This window comes from Pseudomonas sp. FSL W5-0299, assembly GCF_005930655.1.
Classification (GTDB): Bacteria; Pseudomonadota; Gammaproteobacteria; order Pseudomonadales; family Pseudomonadaceae; genus Aquipseudomonas; species Aquipseudomonas mandelii.
This window is the reverse complement of sequence record NZ_RXHX01000012.1, coordinates 120,919-139,930: the sequence shown is the minus strand read 5'-3', so window position 1 is coordinate 139,930 and position 19,012 is coordinate 120,919. Positions and strand designations below refer to the sequence as shown.

20 protein-coding genes and 2 pseudogenes are annotated in these 19,012 nt (G+C 60.7%); 8 read left to right on the top strand and 14 right to left on the bottom strand.

Going from position 1 to position 19,012, the window contains the following annotated elements; translation table 11 throughout:
• Positions 1 to 25: 25 nt before the first annotated feature.
• The 5 genes from FHL16_RS17110 to FHL16_RS17090 form a co-directional block, all read right to left on the bottom strand.
• Positions 26 to 910 carry a manganese catalase family protein gene (locus FHL16_RS17110; protein ID WP_077748797.1) on the bottom strand — a complete coding sequence of 295 codons (885 nt, stop codon included), beginning with the start codon at positions 908 to 910 and terminating at the stop codon, positions 26 to 28.
• A gap of 328 nt (positions 911 to 1,238) precedes the next feature.
• Positions 1,239 to 2,063 carry a DUF3618 domain-containing protein gene (locus FHL16_RS17105; protein WP_077748796.1) on the bottom strand — a complete coding sequence of 275 codons (825 nt, stop codon included), beginning with the start codon at positions 2,061 to 2,063 and terminating at the stop codon, positions 1,239 to 1,241.
• Positions 2,060 to 2,491, bottom strand: a complete 432-nt coding sequence (locus tag FHL16_RS17100) for a phage holin family protein (RefSeq protein ID WP_077748795.1) — start codon at positions 2,489 to 2,491, stop codon at positions 2,060 to 2,062. Before FHL16_RS17100 ends, FHL16_RS17105 begins: the two co-directional genes overlap by 4 nt.
• Positions 2,491 to 3,117, bottom strand: a complete 627-nt coding sequence (locus FHL16_RS17095; RefSeq protein ID WP_077748794.1) for a hypothetical protein — start codon at positions 3,115 to 3,117, stop codon at positions 2,491 to 2,493. Before FHL16_RS17095 ends, FHL16_RS17100 begins: the two co-directional genes overlap by 1 nt.
• A 237-nt stretch (positions 3,118 to 3,354) precedes the next feature.
• Positions 3,355 to 3,735, bottom strand: a complete 381-nt coding sequence (locus FHL16_RS17090) for a RidA family protein (RefSeq protein WP_010459079.1) — start codon at positions 3,733 to 3,735, stop codon at positions 3,355 to 3,357.
• A 164-nt stretch (positions 3,736 to 3,899) separates the two neighbouring features.
• On the opposite strand from FHL16_RS17090, the gene FHL16_RS34050 reads away from it, so the two are divergent.
• On the top strand, positions 3,900 to 4,049 hold the full coding sequence (locus FHL16_RS34050) for a hypothetical protein (RefSeq protein ID WP_162179681.1): 150 nt from the start codon (positions 3,900 to 3,902) through the stop codon (positions 4,047 to 4,049).
• A gap of 63 nt (positions 4,050 to 4,112) precedes the next feature.
• On the opposite strand, the gene FHL16_RS17085 is transcribed toward FHL16_RS34050, so the two are convergent.
• Positions 4,113 to 5,129 carry a succinylglutamate desuccinylase/aspartoacylase domain-containing protein gene (locus tag FHL16_RS17085; RefSeq protein WP_077748793.1) on the bottom strand — a complete coding sequence of 339 codons (1,017 nt, stop codon included), beginning with the start codon at positions 5,127 to 5,129 and terminating at the stop codon, positions 4,113 to 4,115.
• 173 nt (positions 5,130 to 5,302) lie between these two features.
• Between FHL16_RS17085 and FHL16_RS34490 the strand changes: the two are divergent.
• A pseudogene (locus tag FHL16_RS34490) lies at positions 5,303 to 5,788 on the top strand (TetR family transcriptional regulator C-terminal domain-containing protein); the annotation flags it as partial.
• Here FHL16_RS34490 and FHL16_RS17075 read toward each other — a convergent pair.
• The 5 genes from FHL16_RS17075 to FHL16_RS34720 form a co-directional block, all read right to left on the bottom strand.
• Positions 5,744 to 6,751 (bottom strand): DMT family transporter, encoded by a 1,008-nt coding sequence (locus tag FHL16_RS17075; RefSeq protein ID WP_077748791.1) that lies wholly within the window; start codon positions 6,749 to 6,751, stop codon positions 5,744 to 5,746. The pseudogene FHL16_RS34490 and the gene FHL16_RS17075 sit on opposite strands and share 45 nt — an antisense overlap.
• The gene (locus FHL16_RS17070) at positions 6,751 to 7,449 is read right to left on the bottom strand and encodes an ABC transporter permease (RefSeq protein ID WP_010459072.1); all 699 of its coding nucleotides are present in this window, start codon (positions 7,447 to 7,449) and stop codon (positions 6,751 to 6,753) included. The genes FHL16_RS17075 and FHL16_RS17070 overlap by 1 nt, the downstream gene beginning before the upstream one ends.
• A gap of 5 nt (positions 7,450 to 7,454) precedes the next feature.
• Positions 7,455 to 8,168, bottom strand: a complete 714-nt coding sequence (locus tag FHL16_RS17065; RefSeq protein WP_077748790.1) for an ABC transporter permease — start codon at positions 8,166 to 8,168, stop codon at positions 7,455 to 7,457.
• A 173-nt stretch (positions 8,169 to 8,341) separates the two neighbouring features.
• Positions 8,342 to 9,130 carry a transporter substrate-binding domain-containing protein gene (locus FHL16_RS17060; protein ID WP_010459068.1) on the bottom strand — a complete coding sequence of 263 codons (789 nt, stop codon included), beginning with the start codon at positions 9,128 to 9,130 and terminating at the stop codon, positions 8,342 to 8,344.
• Between the two features lie 28 nt (positions 9,131 to 9,158).
• Entirely contained in the window at positions 9,159 to 11,162 is a 2,004-nt protein-coding gene (locus FHL16_RS34720) for an aminotransferase class I/II-fold pyridoxal phosphate-dependent enzyme (protein ID WP_077748789.1), read from the bottom strand.
• A 303-nt stretch (positions 11,163 to 11,465) separates the two neighbouring features.
• Between FHL16_RS34720 and FHL16_RS17050 the strand changes: the two genes are divergently transcribed.
• Positions 11,466 to 12,011 (top strand): hypothetical protein, encoded by a 546-nt coding sequence (locus FHL16_RS17050; protein ID WP_077748788.1) that lies wholly within the window; start codon positions 11,466 to 11,468, stop codon positions 12,009 to 12,011.
• Positions 12,012 to 12,050: 39 nt separating this feature from the next.
• Here FHL16_RS17050 and FHL16_RS17045 read toward each other — a convergent pair whose 3' ends face one another.
• Together FHL16_RS17045 and glcC are read right to left on the bottom strand one after the other, a co-directional pair.
• Positions 12,051 to 12,686, bottom strand: coding sequence for a hypothetical protein (locus tag FHL16_RS17045; protein ID WP_077748787.1), 636 nt, complete (start codon positions 12,684 to 12,686; stop codon positions 12,051 to 12,053).
• A 107-nt stretch (positions 12,687 to 12,793) separates the two neighbouring features.
• Complete coding sequence (gene glcC / locus FHL16_RS17040) at positions 12,794 to 13,561, bottom strand: transcriptional regulator GlcC (protein WP_077748786.1); 768 nt, start codon at positions 13,559 to 13,561, stop codon at positions 12,794 to 12,796.
• Positions 13,562 to 13,796: 235 nt separating this feature from the next.
• Here glcC and glcD point away from each other — a divergent pair, with 235 nt between their 5' ends.
• The 4 genes from glcD to FHL16_RS17020 are packed head-to-tail and all read left to right on the top strand — an operon-like array spanning position 13,797 to position 18,003.
• On the top strand, positions 13,797 to 15,296 hold the full coding sequence (gene glcD / locus FHL16_RS17035) for a glycolate oxidase subunit GlcD (protein ID WP_077748785.1): 1,500 nt from the start codon (positions 13,797 to 13,799) through the stop codon (positions 15,294 to 15,296).
• The gene (gene glcE / locus FHL16_RS17030) at positions 15,296 to 16,360 is read left to right on the top strand and encodes a glycolate oxidase subunit GlcE (RefSeq protein WP_077748784.1); all 1,065 of its coding nucleotides are present in this window, start codon (positions 15,296 to 15,298) and stop codon (positions 16,358 to 16,360) included. The genes glcD and glcE overlap by 1 nt, the downstream gene beginning before the upstream one ends.
• A gap of 3 nt (positions 16,361 to 16,363) precedes the next feature.
• A complete protein-coding gene (gene glcF, locus FHL16_RS17025) occupies positions 16,364 to 17,605 on the top strand; it encodes a glycolate oxidase subunit GlcF (protein WP_077748783.1) in 1,242 nt (413 codons plus the stop codon).
• On the top strand, positions 17,602 to 18,003 hold the full coding sequence (locus FHL16_RS17020) for a heme-binding protein (RefSeq protein WP_010459048.1): 402 nt from the start codon (positions 17,602 to 17,604) through the stop codon (positions 18,001 to 18,003). The genes glcF and FHL16_RS17020 overlap by 4 nt, the downstream gene beginning before the upstream one ends.
• 150 nt (positions 18,004 to 18,153) lie before the next feature.
• On the opposite strand, the gene FHL16_RS17015 is transcribed toward FHL16_RS17020, so the two are convergent.
• Positions 18,154 to 18,489 (bottom strand): hypothetical protein, encoded by a 336-nt coding sequence (locus FHL16_RS17015; protein WP_371917154.1) that lies wholly within the window; start codon positions 18,487 to 18,489, stop codon positions 18,154 to 18,156.
• Positions 18,490 to 18,588: 99 nt separating this feature from the next.
• Between FHL16_RS17015 and FHL16_RS17010 the strand changes: the two are divergent.
• Positions 18,589 to 18,970 (top strand): annotated as a pseudogene (locus FHL16_RS17010) (FAD-dependent oxidoreductase); the annotation flags it as partial.
• Positions 18,971 to 19,012: the final 42 nt, after the last annotated feature.

The following is a 19,012-nucleotide window of genomic DNA, read 5'->3' as shown; positions in this document are numbered from 1 at the left end:
GCCGGGTGGCGTGCGGTGACCCTCGTCACGCATCGGGTTTTCCGTAGAGGCCCGCCCCCAAGTCAGCACCCGTGATCGGATCGCTTTCAGGGTCAGACATCGTGCGGACTTTCATGGCCAGCAACAGCTCCTCGTCTTCGGCGCTGAGCTGGACGCTTGCCGTGCCGTCCCCGCCATCGACTGCCGGCTGTGGATCGTTCACGTAGTTCCAGTCCTCGCCCTGGTTCCATGGCCCGCGAGTGCTGCCTTCGCCTTGGGACAGGTTGAAATAGACGTTGGTGAATTCCGGCATGCCGGGAAGCTTGCCCTGCGGAAAGTTCGGCTGGATCGCGTGCAGGGCTTTTTCAAAGGAGAGTTGATGGGCGATCTCGCGGGTCATCAGAAACCCCAGCGCCTCTTTCACCCCGGGATCATCCGTGATGTTCATCAAGCGCTCGTAGACGATTTTGGCGCGAGCCTCGGCGGCGATGTTGGAGCGGAAGTCAGCGGTCGGCTCACCGATGGTGTCGACATACGCGGCCGACCACGGCACTCCGGCCGAATTGGTCAGCGGTGCCCCGGCGCCGTACAGCAGGCTGGTAATGTGCGAGTCATTGCCCGCTCCATTGATCGCGCGGTACAGCTCGCCTTCTTCGTCCACCCCTTCTGCCAGTTGACCCTTGGCGCCCTTGTTGAGCATCACGATGATCGATCCGACGACCTCCAGGTGACTGAGCTCTTCAGTGGCAATGTCCATTAGCAGATCCTTTCTTCCCGGATCATCCTCGGCCAAAGCCTGGGTGAAGTAGCGGGACGCCGCCGCCAGTTCGCCTTGGGCGCCGCCGAATTGTTCGAGCAAAAGGTTCGCCAACCCCGGATTGGGTTGGGCGACACGCACGGTGTATTGAAGTCGTTTGTTATGTAGAAACATGACGAATCTCCTCAGGCCTGAAGGGGCGTCGATATCCATCCGGCAAATGACCAAATGCGCCGCCCACAGTTATCTGAAGGTGCCGCGCCTGAGAAAATTTTAAAAAGATTGGTCACTCGCGACAGGCGGCATTGGAGGCGGGTTTTGGCATGCTTTTGTCACCAGTCGTCGGCGATCAATCAATCGATTCAAACTTTTATCGGTCGCCAGATCTCCACCGCTGTCTCACCTGTTTTTCATCGTTCGACGGTGCTTGAGAAGCGGAAAAAAACGGGAGGTCTGTGTCAGGCCTCCCGCTGTTTTTTGCAGCCCTTTATGAAGCGCCGGATTACGAGGTGCCCAAACCTCGTGACAGATCGGCTGGCGTATCGGAGGCCGCGTGGTATTCCCCTTGCGGTTTCGTTTCTACGTCCGAGTGATCGGTGGTTTTGGTCACGGTGTCGCGCACAGCCTCGAACCCCTCCCTCGCCTGTTGCTTTACCTTATCGGCCAGGCCGGCGCTGGTTTTGCCCATGTAGCGTTGCTCGGTCGCTGTCGAAGGCAATGCCGCGCCCAGCATGGCACCTAACGCGATGCCCGCGGCGGCGACCATCAGGGGTTGCTCCTTCAACAACTGACTGAATTGAGTCCCCAGCACCTGCGAACTGCGGACCAACCGGTCACTGGCATCATGCACGGCATGACTGATGGTGTCGGTAGCAGCACCCAGGTTGTCGCCCATGTGAGCGGCCTTGCCCTTGATGGTCTGATAACCGTCCTTGAGCGTGTCAGTCGTCTGGTGCAAATGGTCACGGGCACTGTCGATGCCATCAGCCAGACCGTCGGCCCACTCGCCGACTTTGTTTTGATCCGGACCCACGCGATAGCCTGGACGGGGTGACGGCGGGCGATTCTGACTCATCATCAACCACAGCAAACCGACGGATGTCAGGACGGCGGGAACCGGATTGTTGCGAACGCTGGTGCCCAGGTTAGTCAGGAATGTCGTGCCGTTGCTTTGCATCATCGTCAGCGCCTGATCGAACATCTGCCCAGGGGTGAACTTGCTTTCCAGCGCATCGACGATGTTGCCGATACTCGCCCGCTGAGCATCGATTTCACGCTCGATGGCTTCAGGGCTTTTTGCCGCTTCGATGTCGAATTCACTGTTCATGAGACTTTCCTCCGCAGCGCTTCCTGGTCTTTGTTCAAGGCATCCAGCGTGCGATCAGGCTTGAAGTGGGACGGCTCGAATTGTTTTTTCCCGGACTGCAGCATGGCGAACCCGACGATCATCACCACCACGCCGACAATCAGCGCCGCCAGCCACGGCGCCATCACGGTGCTGAGGCCATAGACTGCGGACATCAACAGAATGATGAACCCCGCCAACAGGACAATCGCCCCTCCCGCAACCCCGGCGATGCCGGCTTTGAGTGTTGTGAGACTGGCTTGAAGTTCGGCTTTGGCCAGCGCCAGTTCCTTGGTGAACAGCGCGGGCACTTCACGGGATAACTGACGTAATAGACCGATGACCGAAGCGTCATGGTCCGGCGCGTGCACCGGTCTTGAGCCTGGAAAATCTGGATCTTCTCTGTTCATCACAGTGCTCCATTGACGTTTGTCGAACCCGGTGTGGAGGTCGTCGCGAAGTTCGAAGGGTGGTCTTGCTCGCTCGGGGAGGCCGGCGTGTTGTCAGTGCGTGACGCGACTGAGGTTTCATAGGGGCGTTGCGCACCAAAACCGCCTGGCGGAGGCATCGAGTGGCCGGCTGCCGGGTTGTTGGCATCGGTGAAGGTGGCCGCTGGGGAACTGCCGGCCTTCAGGAATCGCGACAGGCCGAAGCCCAGCGCGATGCTGCCGGCAATGAACAGCCCTGGATTGCTGCGGGCCAGCTCGGCCCCGTCATGCAGCAGCTGTTCGGCACTTTTGCCGCGCAAGTTTCCGGCCAGGCCACTCATGGATTCCGCCATGTCGGCCAGGTAGTCGGACATGCCGAGGGTGTCCTTGCTTTCGAGTTCGGAGACAACCGATTTCGCGCCCTTGGCCAAAGCCTCGATCTGATCGGCGGCGGTGTCGCGGTATTGCCCGAACTGAGCGTCCGCCTGTTGTCGTGCACCCTCAAGTGCCTCCGTCACGTCCTCCTTCAAGTGCTCAAAGCCTGGCTCCGGCCCTGGGGAATCGGGTTTGTCTGGCTGACTCCCGGTGGTGCTGTCTGAAGTATTCATGTCATCCCTCGCCTTCTGTCTGTAATCAAGCGTTCCGGGAGTTCGCAGTGAGTGCAGCCTCCCTCACTGCAGATGACGAAGGGGGGTGATGGGGAGTTCCAACGGAGTGATGATCTGCTTTTCTGTGGGAGGCGAAACTAAATTCGTAGAGGGATAAGGGGTATCGCGAGGAGGCATGCAAGGTCGTTTTTTTTGAAACCGGGTCAGGCGGATTTTCATCACACCTGACCCGCAACGTCAGGCTTTGGCGGCCATCGCGGTGACTTCCACGCGCATGCCTTCGACCGCCAAGGCGGCCACACCAACGGCGGCACGAACCGGCCACGGTTTGGCGAAGAAGCGTTTATAAACCTCGTTGAACGCGGCGCGGTCGGCCATGTCGGTGAGGTAAATGGTCAGGTGCAGCACCCGGTCCATGGAACTGCCGGCACGCTCCAGCGCGACCTTCAGCGCCTGCAGCGTGCACTCGCTCTGCAGGGTGATATCGCCCAGTTCCAGGCTGCCATCAGCGCGGGTGGGGATTTGGGTGGAGACCAGCATGCCGCCGAAACCGGCGACGTCGGAGGAGATGGAATCCGCGTCGGGATCAGGGGTGAACGTGATGTCTTGGTTTGCCATGGAGGATCTCTTTCTTGAAGGAATAACGAGGCGGTCGATGCCTTGAGCGCGGACAGTTTACAGGCCGAAGCCGGGATTGCATGTGCGCTTGAACCCCGGCAAAAAAATCTCGAACTCCCTCTGCGCCCCTGCATCCAATGTGTAGATCAACGGAGGTACACGCGATGAACAGCGATGACAGTGACATCGAACGGGATCGGAAAGACAAGGACGCCGAAGAGCTCGATTCAGAAACGCATCCCGAAGAGGATGAAGCCGAGGCGCTCCAACGAAAGATAGATGAGATAGAACGCAAAGTGGCGGATGGGAACTAGCGTGAAGGCCACCCCGCTTATCTTCAGCGGAGGTGGCCAACAGGCTGAACGAATGCTCTGCGCCTAGTTCGGGTCCAGCAACCCGCCACTCCAGTTGCGCGAAATCCGGCTCCCGGTGAATTTCGCCACCACCATGCCCTGCGACACGAGCCGGTCCCGATAGCGTGTGACCATCCGCCCCGCCTGCTCGGCCACCAGCACCACTTCGGAAGACGGATCACCGGGCCGCCGCAGAATCCGCGCAAAGCGCTGCCCTTCCTCGACGAAGTCACCGAGTTCCTTTTCAAAGATCAACACCCCGGGTTGCGGCGCGAGGATGGTTTCCATCTGGCCCATTTCCATCACTTCGACGGGCCAGTCACCGGGTGACAACGCCTCGTCGATGACCCCGCAACTGCACAGCCAGGCGTACAGTCCCGCGGCGTCCTGCTCGGCCAACCGATCGCTGACATCGCCCTGCCCACGCAGCTCCAGGGTCGCGGCCATGCGTTGCGCGGTGACGCCATCACGCAGCCACGGGGCGATGATGGTTTCTTCGAAGGAGCCGTCGCCGCCGTCATCCCAGATGATCGCCACGTCCATCTTCATCGCCGCCGCCAATTCGCGGGCACGGGGCCAGAAACGGCGGTGCACGTAGAGGTAGGGCAAGGCTTCGTCATCGGTGTGCAGGTCGAGCATCACCTGCGCCGTGGACGCCAGTTGCACCAGGCTTTTCTGCCATTCCTGGACGTTGGTCGAAGGTTGCTCCATCGCGGCTGACTGGTCGAACGCGCGGTTGAAGTTATGCCCGGTCGCATCGTGAAAGCGACCGAGAATCCGCCCCTGGCGAAACTGCCCGATCCCCAGGGGATTGGCCTGCGGCACCACCGTCACACTGCCCTTGAGCCGGCCCTCGGCCTCGACGACTAGAAGCCGTTGCATCAACAGATGCAACACCAGCATCCCGGCGATTTCATCAGCGTGCACCCCCGCCTGCAAATGCACCATCGGCCCGCTGCCGTCGCCCCCGAAACGCCACGCGCCGACCTGCACCGGATCGCCATTGTTGTTGCGAACACTGAACGAAATATCCTGCGCCATCTGCTTGTCCTCCCCCGTCATGAACGTTAAAAACCGGTGCATCACTGCGGCCGACACTGGAGATTGAACGCATGTTCAACTAAGCTCGCCAACCTGGCACTGCATCCAAGGATTTTCGTGTGACAACCCCCTCTCCAAAAAACCGTCGCGCGGAGCCCGATGAGCGTCGCGAGATGCTGGTGGCCGCCACGTTGCGTTGCCTGGTCCGCGACGGCCATGCGGGCATTTCCGTGCGCCGTATTGCCACCGAAGCCGGGGTGTCCGTCGGCCTGCTTAATCACCATTTCGGCAGCATCGATGCGTTGATTGCCGACACGTACCAGAAGATCGCCAGCGAACTGACTACCGCCCTGCGCCTGGAAATCCAGCAGGCCACCACCCCGGCGCAAAAAATGGACGCGTTTCTCGTCGGTTCTTTTTCGCCAAGGGTCATGGACCCGCAATTGCTTGGCGTCTGGGTGGTGTTCTGGAGCCTGATTCGGCACTCCGAACACGTCAGCCAGTCCCACGAAAAAAGCTACCGCGCCTACCTCGATCTGCTGCGCCAGTTGCTTGATGACATGGCCGCCAGCGAAGGTTTCGTGATCCACGACACACGCCTGGCCGCCATCGGTTTATCGGCGATGCTCGACGGACTCTGGATCGAGTGGTGCCTCAACCCCGAAACCTTCAGCCCCGCCAACGGCCTCCACATCTGTCGCTGCTGGATAAAGGGGCTGCGTCACGGAGCATTCAGCACCGACGACATCCTGTGAGGGGTGGCGCCCGAAGATCATCGCCAGGGTGCCGCTGACCGCGATCAGGCCGGCACCGATCATCAGCGACACATCCATCAATGTGCCCCAGATCAGACTCGACAGCAGGAACGCCCAGATCAACCCGGTGTACTCGAACGGCGCGAGCAAGGTGGCAGTGGCCCGTTGAAAACTGGCAAACAGCAGGAACTGACCGATACCACCCACCAGACCGGCAACCAGCATGCCCAGCCACGCCGGCGTCGGTGCCGGGGTGAACGTCCAGGGCAGCGCGACGGTCATGCACAGCACGAACACCACGTTGGTGATCAGCATCTGCTCCAGCACTGACGTCTGGTCATCCACCTGACGCAACTGGATGTAAGTGAACGCCCAGCACATCGCCGCCAGCAGCGTCAGCACGATGGGCCACGGATCGGCGATGTTGCTTGGACGACAAGCGATGATCACCCCGACAAACCCCAGGATCAGGGAAAACCACTGCCAGCCGCTGGCCCGTTCCTTGAGAATCACCGTCGCCAGCACCGTGACCATGATCGGCGCGGAAAAATACAGGGTGGTCATTTCCGCCAGCGACAGGTCCCGGGCGGCCGTGTAATACAGCAGCCAGGCCACGATCGACAACAAACCGCGCACCACCAGCAAGCGCCGGCTCGGCGAACGCCAGGCCCGCTGGACCAGGCGCAGGCGCCCGGCCAACAGGCACGCGACGACCACCACCAGGCTGCGCCAGAACAGGATGGTGACCACCGAATAATCGGTCACCAGCCACTTGATGACCGCGTCCTGCAACGTCAGAAACATGTACCCCAAGGTGCACAGGCCGATGCCCTGCAGCGAACGGTCGACGACCTGTGAGGTGCTCATTACACCGACCTGCGCACAGGCGTCCCGCGCCGTTCGGCAAAGGCAAACAGCGCCTCGATCAGGAACGTCAGGCAGACGTAGACCCCGGCCACCAGCAACAACGGTTCATAAACCTGCAAGGTCTGCGCCCGCACCACGTTCGCGGCACCCAGCAGATCGACAATCGCAATCGTCGAGGCCAGCGCCGTGGATTTCAGCAACATCACGGTTTCCCCGGCCAGTGTCGGCAACAGCAACCGCAGCGCCCGAGGCAATCGCACCCGCAGCAGCGATTGGCGCGGCGTCATGCCAAACGCCGAGGCCGCTTCCATCTCGCCTTTTGGCACCGCCAGCAGCCCGCCGCGAATCACTTCGCCGACATACGCACCCACCGACAACACCAGGGCGAACACGATGTACCAGTAACCGTCGCGCAAATACGGCCAGAGAAAACTGCCGCGTATCAGCGGGAACTGCGCAAACACGCTGCCGAGCCCGTAGTAGAAGATGTAGATCTGGATCAGCAACGGCGTACCGCGCAACACGCTGGTGTAGAACTGGCTGGCCTTGGCGATCCCCTTGTTTTTCGAGATCCGCGCCAGCGCCACCAGCACCGCCAGCGCAAAACCGAGCACACTGGAAATTAACAGGATGGTGATGGTCGTTTGCAGTCCCCGGCCCAACAGCGCCGCGTATTCAACTATCCACGCTGGAATCATTTCATTCACTCAGCCAAAGGCATCCAGCGACGAATACGCCGCTCGAGCCGTCCAGACAGGTAGTTGGACACCAACGTCACCGCGTAATACAACGCCGCGGCCGTGAGGTAGAACAACAAGTAATGACGCGTCGAACCCGCCCCTTGCTTGGCGGTGTACAACAACTCGTTGGTGCCAACCACACTGATCAAGGCGCTGTCCTTGATCAGGTTGATCCACAGGTTAGCCATGCCGGCCATCGCATACGGCGCCATGATCGGCAGCGTGACGCGTCGGAACAGACCGAAACCGCTCAGGCCGAAGGCCTTCGCCGCTTCAATCTGGCCGAAGGGGATCGCCTGGATCGCCGCGCGGAAAATCTCCGAGGCGTACGCGCCCTGCACCAGCCCCAGCACCACGATGGCGGCCAACGGACCGCTGACATTGACGACGCCGTAGCCCATCTGCGTCATCAGCGAATTGAGGAGCATTGAGCCGACGTAGTACAGCAGCAGGATCAACAGCAACTCCGGAATCGCCCGGAACAAGGTCGTGTAACCACGCATCAGCGCCGCAATCGGCTTTGGCGCACCGAGCTTCAGGCAGGCCACCACCAGACCGATGAACAGCCCGACCACAAAAGCCCCGGCCGAGATTTGCAGGGTCATCCAAAGACCCTTCAACAGCGCACTGCCCCATCCTGTTTCGCTGAAGTTGATCAATTCGAACATGGCTGGCATTTTCAGTCTCCAATCGGTGGCCTGGACGCACCACCGCCCTCTTGTAGGCGCGAGGCTTGCCCGCGAAGCTTTTGGCGGCTTCAAGGGCCCTTTCGCGGGCAAGCCTCGCTCCTACGGGGATGGGTGTTTCTTCAGGAAAATTTCATTCCATGGAGTTGTTTTGCGCGTGGCCGTCAGAACGCGGGTTTCACGCTGGTACCGAAATAGTGCTGGGACAGGTCGTCATAGTCTTTGCTGGCCAGCAAAGAGGTGATGGCTTTGTCGAGTCGGGCCTTGAGTTCGGCGTCATCCTTGCGCAGACCAGCGCCCACGCCTTTGCCGAAAATCGGGTCATACGGCACGGCGCCCAGGTATTCCAGGTTGCTGTTGCGGGCATCCGGGGTCTGCACGAAGGCTGCCATCGCCGTGCCGTCCGCCATCATCAGGTCGATGCGACCGGCAATCAGGTCGGCGTTGGCCGAGTCCTGGGTGTCGTAATACTTCACGTCAGCGATTTTTTCGTAGTACTGCTTGAGGTAACTGGCGCTCACCGTCGAGTTCTGCACACCGATGATCTTGCCCTTGAGGTCATCCGGATACGTTTTCACCGACGAGCCCTTCGGCCCGACAATCGCAATCACGGAGTCGTAATACGCCTTGCTGAAGGCGATCTGTTTTTCGCGCTCCTCAGTCACCGACATCGACGAGAAAATCACGTCGATCTTCTTCGCCAGCAACGATGGAATGATCCCGTCCCATGCCACTTCCTTGATCTCGCACTCGGCTTTCATTTCGCTGCACAGCTTGTGGATCAGGTCGACTTCAAAGCCTTTCCATTCACCGTTGGCCTGCTTCTCGGTGTACGGCGGATAGGGTTCGGCTGCGACTGCGAACCGTATAGGTTGTGCTTGTGCCGCGCTCATCCCGGCCAGCAATACGCAGGCCACGCCCGTCATCCAGTTTGCCAAACGTCGATTTCCCATGATTTTTCCCCGTCTTTTTATGATGTTTTCAGCGAGTCTGATGAGCGTTGACGAATTGTCGGCAACGCTCGCTGCGTGGGTGTACAAACACGTCGTCCGGCGAACCGGTTTCCTCGATCAGCCCTTGGTGCAGGTAGGCGACTTGGGAAGAGACATCGCGGGCGAAAGCCATTTCATGGGTCACCAGGATCATGGTCCGGCCTTCTTCCGCGAGGGAGCGGATCACCCGCAGCACTTCGCCGACCAGTTCCGGGTCGAGTGCCGAGGTGGGTTCATCGAACAGCATGACCTTGGGCCGCATGGCCAGGGCCCGGGCGATGGCCACCCGCTGCTGCTGTCCCCCGGAGAGAAACGCCGGGTACTCGTTGCGCTTGGCCGCCAGTCCCACGCGTTCGAGCAAGGCTTCGGCCCGTTCAGTGGCCTCCGCACGGCTTTCACGCAGGACCTGGGTCGGCGCCTCGATGAGGTTTTCCAGCACCGTGCGATGGGGCCAGAGGTTGAAGTTCTGGAACACCATGCCCAGGCTCGAACGGATACGCACCAGTTGCCTGGCGTCCTTCACCAACGGCGTGCCGGGACGATCGAAGTTCAGGTGAATGCTTTCGCCGTCCACCAGAATGCGCCCCTGGTCCGGCACTTCGAGCATATTGATGCAGCGCAGCAAGGTGCTTTTGCCCGAGCCGCTGGCACCGATCAGTGAGATCACATCACCTTCGCGAGCAGTAAGGGAAACGCCTTTGAGGACCTCGATATTGCCAAAGCGTTTGTGCAGGCCATCGACTTCGATCATGGTTTTGGGCTTGACCGGCTCAACCGCCGCTTCGCAGGTCACACGGCTGATCACCGGCCGCGGCGCTTCGCCTTTCAACACCCGCACAAAGTCGCGAATGCGCTGGCAGGCCTGGGCCAGTCGTTCTTCACCCAGAGTGAACGAGAGCCGCACAAAGCCCTGGGCCGGCTCGCCGAACGCCGCCGCATCCAGCACCGAGACACGCGCCTCGCGCAACAGCCGCCAGGCGAACTCCAGAGAGGTCAGGCCGGTGTCACGCACGTCCACCAGCACGAACATGCCGGCATCGGGAGTGAGCACAGAAATTCCCGGGCAATCCGACAGGCTGGTCACCACCAGATCGCGACGACGGCGATAGATGTCGCGCATGCCGTGGGTCACCTCTTCATGGGCTTGAACTGCCTTGAGCGCAGCCTCCATGACAAAGCCCGGCAAACCGTAAAGCATGCTCAACACCAGGGTTTCGGCGTGAGCCACGAGGGCTTCATCGGCAACGATCCAACCGGTACGCCAGCCGGTCATCGCGTGGGATTTGGACAGGCTGCCGATCACTACGCAGCGCTCGGCCATGCCCGGCAACGCGGCCAGGCTGAGGTGCTCGCGTTCGAAGGTCAGGCTTTCATAGACCTCGTCCACCACGACCCACAGGTCGTACTGGATGGCGAGGTCGGCGATGGCTTGCAGCTCTTCGCGGTTGAGCACCACACCGGTCGGATTATTCGGATTGGAGAAGAACAGCGCCCGGGTGCGCGGGGTGATGGCCTTGGCCAGTACGGCGGCATCGAGCCGGAAACCTGAATCCGCCGAGCACGGCACGCGCACCAGCGTGGCGCCGGACGCCTTGAGCGTTGCCTCATAGGTCACGTACATCGGGTCCAGGGCAATCACTTCGTCGCCGGTATTGAGCAGGCACATCGAGGTGATGAACAGCGCGTTCTGTGCCCCCGCCGAAATGATGACGTTTGGCGCCGTCACCTCACGGTCAAACAGCACGCTGTACCGAGCGGCGATGGCTTCCCGCAAAGCCTGGCGACCGGCGATCTCGGTGTAATGGGTGTCACCCTCACGCAGTGCATGAATCGCGGCATCGGTGATGAAGTCGGGGGTGGGGAAATCCGGGTCGCCGACGCTGAGAATAATCACATCCTCACCGCGGCGCTGGGCTTCAAATGCCGCATTGTGAATATCCCAGGCCGCTACACCGTCGCCAGAAATCCGCTCAACAAAGGGTGAAAACCGCATGCCAGTGCCTCGTTCGAAAAGAAGAAACGCAAGCCCGCGCAACCAGCCGGGGAGGTGGAACGAACATAGTCGAAGCTGAACACTCGTTCAACAGAAAAGTGAACAGGGTTCGCGTTCAGCGTAAACAGGTCGTTTTTACGACAGTCGTGCCGTTTCCAGGGGTAATCGACAGCCCAATCAACTTAAGGGAAACAACTTGCCCTGTGCGCAACGCTTCTCTGAGCGACGTTTAAAAGCGAGTTGCTAGCCATATGCCATCAGTCGATAATCCTGCCCCCGGTAACACTCACGTAAGGAAACGCCGTGAAAAAACTTCTATTGTTGGTCCCTCTGTTCGCCCTGTTGCTGCAAGGTTGTGGCGTGACCATGACCCGTTATGAGCCGAGCTTTGAAAACGTCCAACAGCTCAAGCAAACCCCACCCTTGCAATCGATCAGCAATGCTCTGGTCAAGGCGGATGCCGGTAAGGGCTCACTGACAGTCCGGGCCAACCCGATCAGCTCGCCGAGCGGCAGTATCACGCAACATATACAGGACGCGATTACCGAAGAACTGGGTCGGGCGGGCCTGCTGAACCCGCAAGCTCAGCGACATCTGGATGTGCTGGTCGTCAAGAATGAACTGACCGCAGGCATGGGCACTGGCACGGGCCAGCTTGCTGCGCGCTTTACATTGCTCAAGGGCAACGAGGTGGTTTACGACGCGACCAAGGATGTCAGCCGCCAGTGGGACAGCAGCTTTTTCGGCGCCATTGCGATCCCCAATGCGGCCAATGCCTACAACCCGATGGTTCGTGATTTGCTGAAGACGTTGTACAGCGACCCGCAGTTCATTCAAGCCCTCAAGTAAGGGCAAAAAAAGAGCCGCTTGTGCGGCTCTTGTTTTTTGTCAGGCCCGCGGCACATGTGCATCGAGTGCCGAGTATTTCAGGCTTTTGCTCTCGACGACTTGCTTGAGCAGAGCATTGACCTGGCGGCTGAAGGTATCGCTGATTGCCTCTTTCGGGGTGTTGGCCATCAACGGCACAAACCAGATGCCCATCCAGGTATTGATTCCGTCATGGTTGCTCGCGTTGGTCAGCGTCTGCCCTTGGGAATCCAGCGTCTCCAGGCTCATGGTGTATTGGTCGGTCGCCAGTGTCGGGATGACGGTAAACGTCAGGCCACTGATAAAGGCCATGACCATCTGACCACCGCCCGGTGGATGGTTGTAAACCTTCAAGCGCAGGTTGTAATCACCCGGCTGCTTCTGGAACTCGTCCAGTGTGACGCGACCGAACAGACCGGAATCGGTCAGCACTTTTTGCAGCTCCGGCTTTAGCATGTCGCGTGCTTGCGGCATTTCAACGGCTGAAGCGCTTTTCGGCTCGCCTTGATAGAAATCGAAGTCTACGTAGACATTCGGTTTGTTCGAATAACTGGCCATCGATGGCAAATTGACCGGAGCGACTTCGTCTTTGGTAAAGCTGGCGCAACCACTTAGCCCGAGCACCAAGGCCAACCCTAGAATTTTCCCAAATTGCATGACAACTCCTTTAAATGATGGCATTGCGCCTCCACACCAGAGGGCGGCCGCGAATTCTAGAGCCTTGCCAGCAATAGTAAAAGGCCATCACTCAAAAACGGCAGGCCTCACGCCCACCCTTCCAGGCGTAGCGTGGCCCGGACCAGACGCTGCTCCTCGCTTTCGATTTCCCTGAGGTTCTCGCAGATGCTCTGGATGTGCGCGATGGCCGCCTTGCGCGCCTGCTCCGGCATGCGGCCGGTCACGGCGTTGTAGAGCCGGGCGTGCTGACGGTCGATCTGGCGTTTTTGCGGTGCGCGGTGGTAGAGGTTGTTGACCGAGGCAAACACGGTGTTGAGCAGCAAGTCCGTCAGCGAGCGCAAGGTTTGCACCAGCACCGGGTTGTGCGAAGCCTCGCAGATCGCCAAGTGAAAGGCATGATCGAGCCGGGCGTGTTCGCTCGCTTCCATCGACCGCGTGCGGGCATCGAGCAGCGCTTCATAGCTGCGGGTGATGAGGACAAAATCCGCCTCGGTCCCGCGCAAGGCGGCCAGGCGAGCGGACTCTCCCTCAAGCAGGCTGCGCACCTCGAACAAATCGTAAAGTGTGCGCGGTTGTGAGCTGAACAAATGCATCAGCGGCGATGCGGCGCCGTGGCCCGACAGATCAGCGACAAAGGATCCCTTGCCCTGCTCCGTCTTGATAATCCCCCGGGCGCGCAACAACTTCAGGCCCTCGCGCAGCGCCGTGCGCGAGACGCCGAGTTTTTCGGTCAGGCGCCGTTCCGAAGGCAACAATTGCCCGGTCTTGAGGACCCCGTCGACGATCAGGCGTTCTATGCGCTCACAGACCACGTCTGCGACTTGAGGATTACGGGTCACTTTCGCACTCTCCATCGAACCTCCCACTGGTATGACCAGCCTCACCGGCAAAACCCGTCACGTTCGAATACAACCCTAAGTTTATGTATAGGCAGTTATTTTTCTCAAAAACGGGGAAACAACCCCTGAAGAACTGGTTCGACCACTCAAACAACACATGGACAGTAGGTCGCGTCAGGCCAATGATGCAAGTGAGCTTTCACCGCAAACAGACCTCTAATAAAAACAAACGGAGGGTCGTGAACCGCCTATGAACATCCTCTACGATGAACGCGTCGACGGCGTTCTGCCTGATGTCGACAGAGCCGCCCTGCTCCAGGCACTGAGCGCTCGCCTGCCGGACCTGGAAGTCCTGCATCAGCGCGAAGAACTCAAGCCGTATGAATGCGACGGACTGTCCGCTTACCGCACTACACCGATGCTGGTGGTGCTGCCGCGCCATATCGACGAAGTCCAGGGTGTGCTCAAGCTCTGCCATGAGTTTCACGTCCCGGTGGTTGCTCGCGGCGCCGGCACCGGTTTGTCCGGCGGTGCTCTACCGCTCGAAAAAGGCGTACTGCTGGTGATGGCGCGTTTCAACAACATCCTGCACATCGACCCCGCCGCACGCACGGCGCGGGTTCAACCGGGCGTGCGCAACCTGGCGATTTCCCAGGCCGCCGCACCGTTCGGCCTGTATTACGCGCCGGACCCCTCCTCGCAGATCGCCTGTTCAATCGGCGGCAACGTGGCCGAAAACGCCGGTGGCGTGCATTGCCTGAAATACGGCCTGACCGTGCACAACCTGCTCAAGGTCGACATCCTCACCGTCGATGGCGAACACCTGAGCCTGGGCTCCGAAGCGCTCGACTCGCCCGGGTTTGACCTGCTGGCGTTGTTTACCGGTTCCGAAGGCATGCTGGGGGTGATCACCGAAGTCACGGTCAAACTGCTGCCCAAACCGCAAACCGCCAAGGTGCTGCTGGCAGCGTTCGATTCCGTCGAAAAGGCGGGTCGTGCAGTCGGCGACATTATTGCCGCCGGCATCATTCCGGGCGGTCTGGAAATGATGGACAACCTGGCCATTCGCGCCGCAGAAGATTTTATTCACGCCGGTTATCCGGTCGACGCCGAAGCCATTCTGCTGTGCGAGCTCGATGGCGTCGAAGCCGACGTCCACGATGACTGCGACCGTGTGCGCCAGGTGCTGGAACAGGCCGGCGCCACCGAAGTCCGCCAGGCCAGGGATGAGGCGGAACGCGTGCGCTTCTGGGCCGGGCGCAAGAATGCGTTCCCGGCAGTGGGCCGCCTCTCGCCGGATTATTACTGCATGGACGGGACGATCCCGCGCCGCGAGCTGCCCGGCGTGCTGCAGGCGATTGCCGCGCTGTCGGCTGAATACGACCTGCGGGTGGCCAACGTTTTCCATGCCGGTGACGGCAACATGCACCCGCTGATTCTGTTCGACGCCAACCAACCCGGCGAACTCGACCGCGCCGAAGTCCTGGGCGGCAAGATCCTCGAATTGTGCGTGAAAGTCGGCGGCAGCATCACCGGTGAACACGGGGTCGGCCGCGAGAAAATCAATCAGATGTGCGCGCAGTTCAACAGCGACGAACTGACCCTGTTTCATGCCGTCAAAGCCGCGTTCGATCCGGGCGGCCTGCTCAACCCTGGCAAGAACATTCCGACGCTGCATCGCTGCGCCGAATTCGGCGCGATGCACGTACACCTGGGTCAGATGCCCTTCCCTGATCTGGAGCGATTCTGATGCGCAGCGAACACGACATCGATGACAGCGGCGCGCTACTGGACCAGGTTAATCAGGCCCTGCAAAACGCCACGCCCCTGCGGATCCAGGGCGCCAACAGCAAAGCGTTTCTGGGCCGTATCGCGGCGGGCGAAGTGCTCGACACCCGCAGCCACCGAGGCATCGTCAGCTACGACCCGACCGAATTGGTGATCACCGCACGCTGCGGCACGCCGTTGGCAGAACTGGCCGATGTGCTGGATGCGGCGCAGCAGATGCTGCCGTGCGAACCACCCTCCTTCGGAGACGGCGCCACCGTGGGCGGGATGATTGCCAGTGGACTGTCCGGGCCGCGGCGCCCGTGGTCAGGCTCGGTCAGGGACTTTGTGCTCGGGACACGGGTCATCACCGGCCACGGCAAGCATTTGCGCTTCGGCGGCGAAGTCATGAAAAACGTCGCCGGCTACGATTTGTCGCGCTTGATGGCCGGCAGTTATGGCGCACTGGGTGTGATCACTGAAGTCTCGCTGAAAGTGCTGCCGAAACCTCGGCAAGCGTTAAGCATCAGCCTGGAAATGGACAGCGATCGTGCCTTGCTGCGCCTCGCCGAATGGGGCCAGCAACCGCTGCCGATCAGCGCCGCGTGCCACGACGGTCAGCGCCTGCACTTGCGGCTTGAAGGTGGCGAAGGTTCGGTGGCAGCGGCGCATGACCGCTTGGGTGGCGAAGTGCTGGACGCTTCGTATTGGGCGGATCTCAACGAACATCGACTGAGCTTCTTTGATGAAGACCAGCCGCTGTGGCGCCTGTCGGTCCCGCACAACACGCCTCGACTGTCCCTGCCCGGCCTGCAAATGATCGACTGGGGCGGCGCCCAGCGCTGGCTCAAATCCGATGCCGAAGCGGCGTTCATCCGCAAGGTCGTCGCTGAAGTCGGCGGGCACGTGACCTGCTACAGCCACGGCCTGATCGACAGCCCCTTCCAACCGTTGCCGGACGCGCTGATGCGCTATCACCGCAACTTGAAGGACCAACTCGATCCACGGGGCATCTTCAACCCCGGTCGCCTGTACGCGGAGCTTTGACCCATGCAGACCACCTTGAGCGAACAGGCCCGCCAACTGCCCCGCGCCGAAGAAGCCGAAAGCATCCTGCGCACGTGTGTGCACTGCGGTTTCTGCAACGCCACCTGCCCCACCTATCAACTGCTCGGCGATGAACTGGACGGGCCGCGCGGGCGCATCTACCTGATCAAACAGGTGCTGGAAGGCAACGAGGTCACCCAGAAGACCCAACAGCATCTGGATCGCTGCCTGTCTTGCCGTAACTGCGAAACCACCTGCCCCTCGGGCGTCGACTATCACAACTTGCTCGACATCGGCCGCGCGGTGGTCGATGCGGCTGTGCCGCGTTCGCTCGACCAACGCTTGTTGCGCGAAGGCTTGCGCAGCATCGTACCCAACCCGGGGTTGTTCAAAGCGCTGCTCAGCAGCGGTCAGGTGTTCCGTGCGCTGCTGCCCGACACGCTGCGAGCCAAGCTGCCGCGCCGTGTGTATCCGGCCAAACAACGTCCGACCGCCCGCCACACCCGACAGGTGCTGATGCTGGAAGGGTGCGTGCAGCCGAGTCTGTCGCCGAACACCAACGCGGCCACCGCGCGTGTCCTGGATCGACTGGGGATCAGCGTGACACCGGCGCGCGAGGCCGGTTGCTGCGGCGCGGTCGATTATCACCTGGACGCCCAGGCGGCCGGCCTTGATCGCGCGCGCCGCAATATAGACGCGTGGTGGCCGAGCATTGAACAAGGCGCCGAGGCCATCGTGCAAACCGCCAGCGGTTGCGGTGCCTTCATCAAAGACTACGGCCACCTGCTCAGCACCGATCCGGCGTATGCCGAGAAGGCCAGAAAGGTCAGCGCACTGGCCAAGGATCTGGTTGAAGTGTTGGGCGAGGAGCCGCTGGACCAGCTCGGCATCCACAGCGACCAGCGCCTGGCCTTCCATTGCCCCTGCACCTTGCAGCACGCACAGAAACTCGGCGGATCGGTTGAGGCGCTGCTGACGCGCCTGGGTTTCAACCTCACGTTCGTTCCCGACGGTCACCTGTGTTGCGGCTCGGCGGGCACCTATTCGCTGACCCAACCGGAGCTGTCCCGGCAACTGCGCGACAACAAGCTCAATGCGCTGGAAAGCGGTCATCCCGAAGTCATTGTCACGGCCAATATCGGCTGTCAGTCCCACCTTGACGGCGCGGGCCGAACCCCTGTGCGCCACTGGATCGAACTGGTCGAAGCCGCGTTGCCCTCATCGAACCCCGGAGTATCCCCATGAAAAGCAAAGCCGTCCTCAGCCAGACCGAAGTCAGCCGGATTCTCAGCGCCGCACGCAACGAAGCACAGAATAATCAATGGGCCGTGACCATCGTGATTGTCGACGACGGAGGCCATCCTTTGGCCCTGGAGCGCCTCGACGGGTGCGCCCCGATCGGCGCCTACATCGCGACCGAAAAGGCCCGCACCTCAGCCCTTGGCCGACGGGAATCGAAAGGCTATGAAGAGATGGTCAACGGTGGACGCTACGCGTTTTTGTCCGCGCCGTTGCTGACGTCCCTGGAAGGTGGCGTACCAATCATCGTCGATGGCCAGGTGATCGGCGCGGTCGGCGTGTCCGGCGTCAAGGCCGAGCAGGATGCACAAGTGGCCAAGGCCGGCGCGCAGTGCCTGAACTGAACTGAAAGCCCGATCAACACCGCATAACCCTGTGGGAGCGAGCCTGCTCGCGAATGCGGTGGATCAGCTGATATCAATGTTGATTGACACACCGCTATCGCGAGCAGGCTCGCTCCCACAGGGAATTGCGGTGGGTCCTACACCTCAGTTTTACTTGCGCACCAGTTTGTAGCGCACGCACTCTTCATAAAAATTCTGCCGGACATCCGCTGGCTTGAACCGCGACTTGCTGTCGTAAGTCTGTTCGGTGATGCCCATCGCCATCATGCGCATCCACGCCTTGCTGAATTTGTAGGCCTGTAGCTTCTGCCGGGCGGCATACAGGGAGACCCCGGCCAGCTTGAGTTCCTGGGCCCTCGCCGCCGTGCCCGCCCCCCAGCTGCACATATACCGGTCATTGGACGCCAGTTCCTTGGCTTGGGCAGAAGCTGCAACGCTGGCCAGGGCAAACGAGATCATCGTGACAAATACTCTTCGCAATTGCATTCCGCCTAACCACCTGAAAATGAAGTGGATTTTGGCGATAACCGTGACGCTTCGGGGCCAGCAAAATGCCTCTTTTTCAGCTATTGCAGCTTGAGCGTCTACGACAGCATCGAGACCGGCACCGAAATGCCGGCGCGCCTGCGGGCCGTGCTCGGTGACGATCAAGATGTGCGCGTGATCATTGTCGACCGTGCGCCGCAGATCGGCGCGACGATGGGGGATGGCATTCGTCCCTCCATCATCGAAGCGTCCGAACACCTGGGCGTCGAATGGGTGGTCAACGCCACTGTCGCGGCAGTGGACGGTGATCTGGACCGTCGGTTTCCGCGCCAGCCCGCTGACCGAACACCTGACCAGCGATCGCGACCCACAAGGGCGCTTGCACGTCGATGAGAACCTGAAGGTATTGGGCCAGACGCATGTCTATGCTGCCGGCGACGTCGCCTATGCCGCGACCGACGACCTTGGCAACTTCGCCGCTGATCGTGCCACCGCTCTGGCAGCGGCCGACCCGATGATTCCG

Bases quoted from the DNA above. Each gene is read 5' to 3' on its own strand.
- FHL16_RS34050 (WP_162179681.1), top strand. From the start codon at position 3,900: ATGAACAGCGATGACAGTGACATCGAACGGGATCGGAAAGACAAGGAC.
- glcF (WP_077748783.1), top strand. From the start codon at position 16,364: ATGCAGACCACCTTGAGCGAACAGGCCCGCCAACTGCCCCGCGCCGAA.
- glcE (WP_077748784.1), top strand. From the start codon at position 15,296: ATGCGCAGCGAACACGACATCGATGACAGCGGCGCGCTACTGGACCAG.
- FHL16_RS17070 (WP_010459072.1), bottom strand. From the start codon at position 7,449: ATGATTCCAGCGTGGATAGTTGAATACGCGGCGCTGTTGGGCCGGGGA.
- FHL16_RS17095 (WP_077748794.1), bottom strand. From the start codon at position 3,117: ATGAATACTTCAGACAGCACCACCGGGAGTCAGCCAGACAAACCCGAT.
- FHL16_RS17045 (WP_077748787.1), bottom strand. From the start codon at position 12,686: ATGCAATTTGGGAAAATTCTAGGGTTGGCCTTGGTGCTCGGGCTAAGT.
- FHL16_RS17085 (WP_077748793.1), bottom strand. From the start codon at position 5,129: ATGGCGCAGGATATTTCGTTCAGTGTTCGCAACAACAATGGCGATCCG.
- FHL16_RS17060 (WP_010459068.1), bottom strand. From the start codon at position 9,130: ATGGGAAATCGACGTTTGGCAAACTGGATGACGGGCGTGGCCTGCGTA.
- FHL16_RS17110 (WP_077748797.1), bottom strand. From the start codon at position 910: ATGTTTCTACATAACAAACGACTTCAATACACCGTGCGTGTCGCCCAA.
- FHL16_RS17105 (WP_077748796.1), bottom strand. From the start codon at position 2,063: ATGAACAGTGAATTCGACATCGAAGCGGCAAAAAGCCCTGAAGCCATC.
- FHL16_RS17065 (WP_077748790.1), bottom strand. From the start codon at position 8,168: ATGCCAGCCATGTTCGAATTGATCAACTTCAGCGAAACAGGATGGGGC.
- FHL16_RS17100 (WP_077748795.1), bottom strand. From the start codon at position 2,491: ATGAACAGAGAAGATCCAGATTTTCCAGGCTCAAGACCGGTGCACGCG.
- FHL16_RS17090 (WP_010459079.1), bottom strand. From the start codon at position 3,735: ATGGCAAACCAAGACATCACGTTCACCCCTGATCCCGACGCGGATTCC.
- FHL16_RS17020 (WP_010459048.1), top strand. From the start codon at position 17,602: ATGAAAAGCAAAGCCGTCCTCAGCCAGACCGAAGTCAGCCGGATTCTC.
- glcD (WP_077748785.1), top strand. From the start codon at position 13,797: ATGAACATCCTCTACGATGAACGCGTCGACGGCGTTCTGCCTGATGTC.
- glcC (WP_077748786.1), bottom strand. From the start codon at position 13,561: ATGGAGAGTGCGAAAGTGACCCGTAATCCTCAAGTCGCAGACGTGGTC.
- FHL16_RS34720 (WP_077748789.1), bottom strand. From the start codon at position 11,162: ATGCGGTTTTCACCCTTTGTTGAGCGGATTTCTGGCGACGGTGTAGCG.
- FHL16_RS17075 (WP_077748791.1), bottom strand. From the start codon at position 6,751: ATGAGCACCTCACAGGTCGTCGACCGTTCGCTGCAGGGCATCGGCCTG.
- FHL16_RS17015 (WP_371917154.1), bottom strand. From the start codon at position 18,489: ATGCAATTGCGAAGAGTATTTGTCACGATGATCTCGTTTGCCCTGGCC.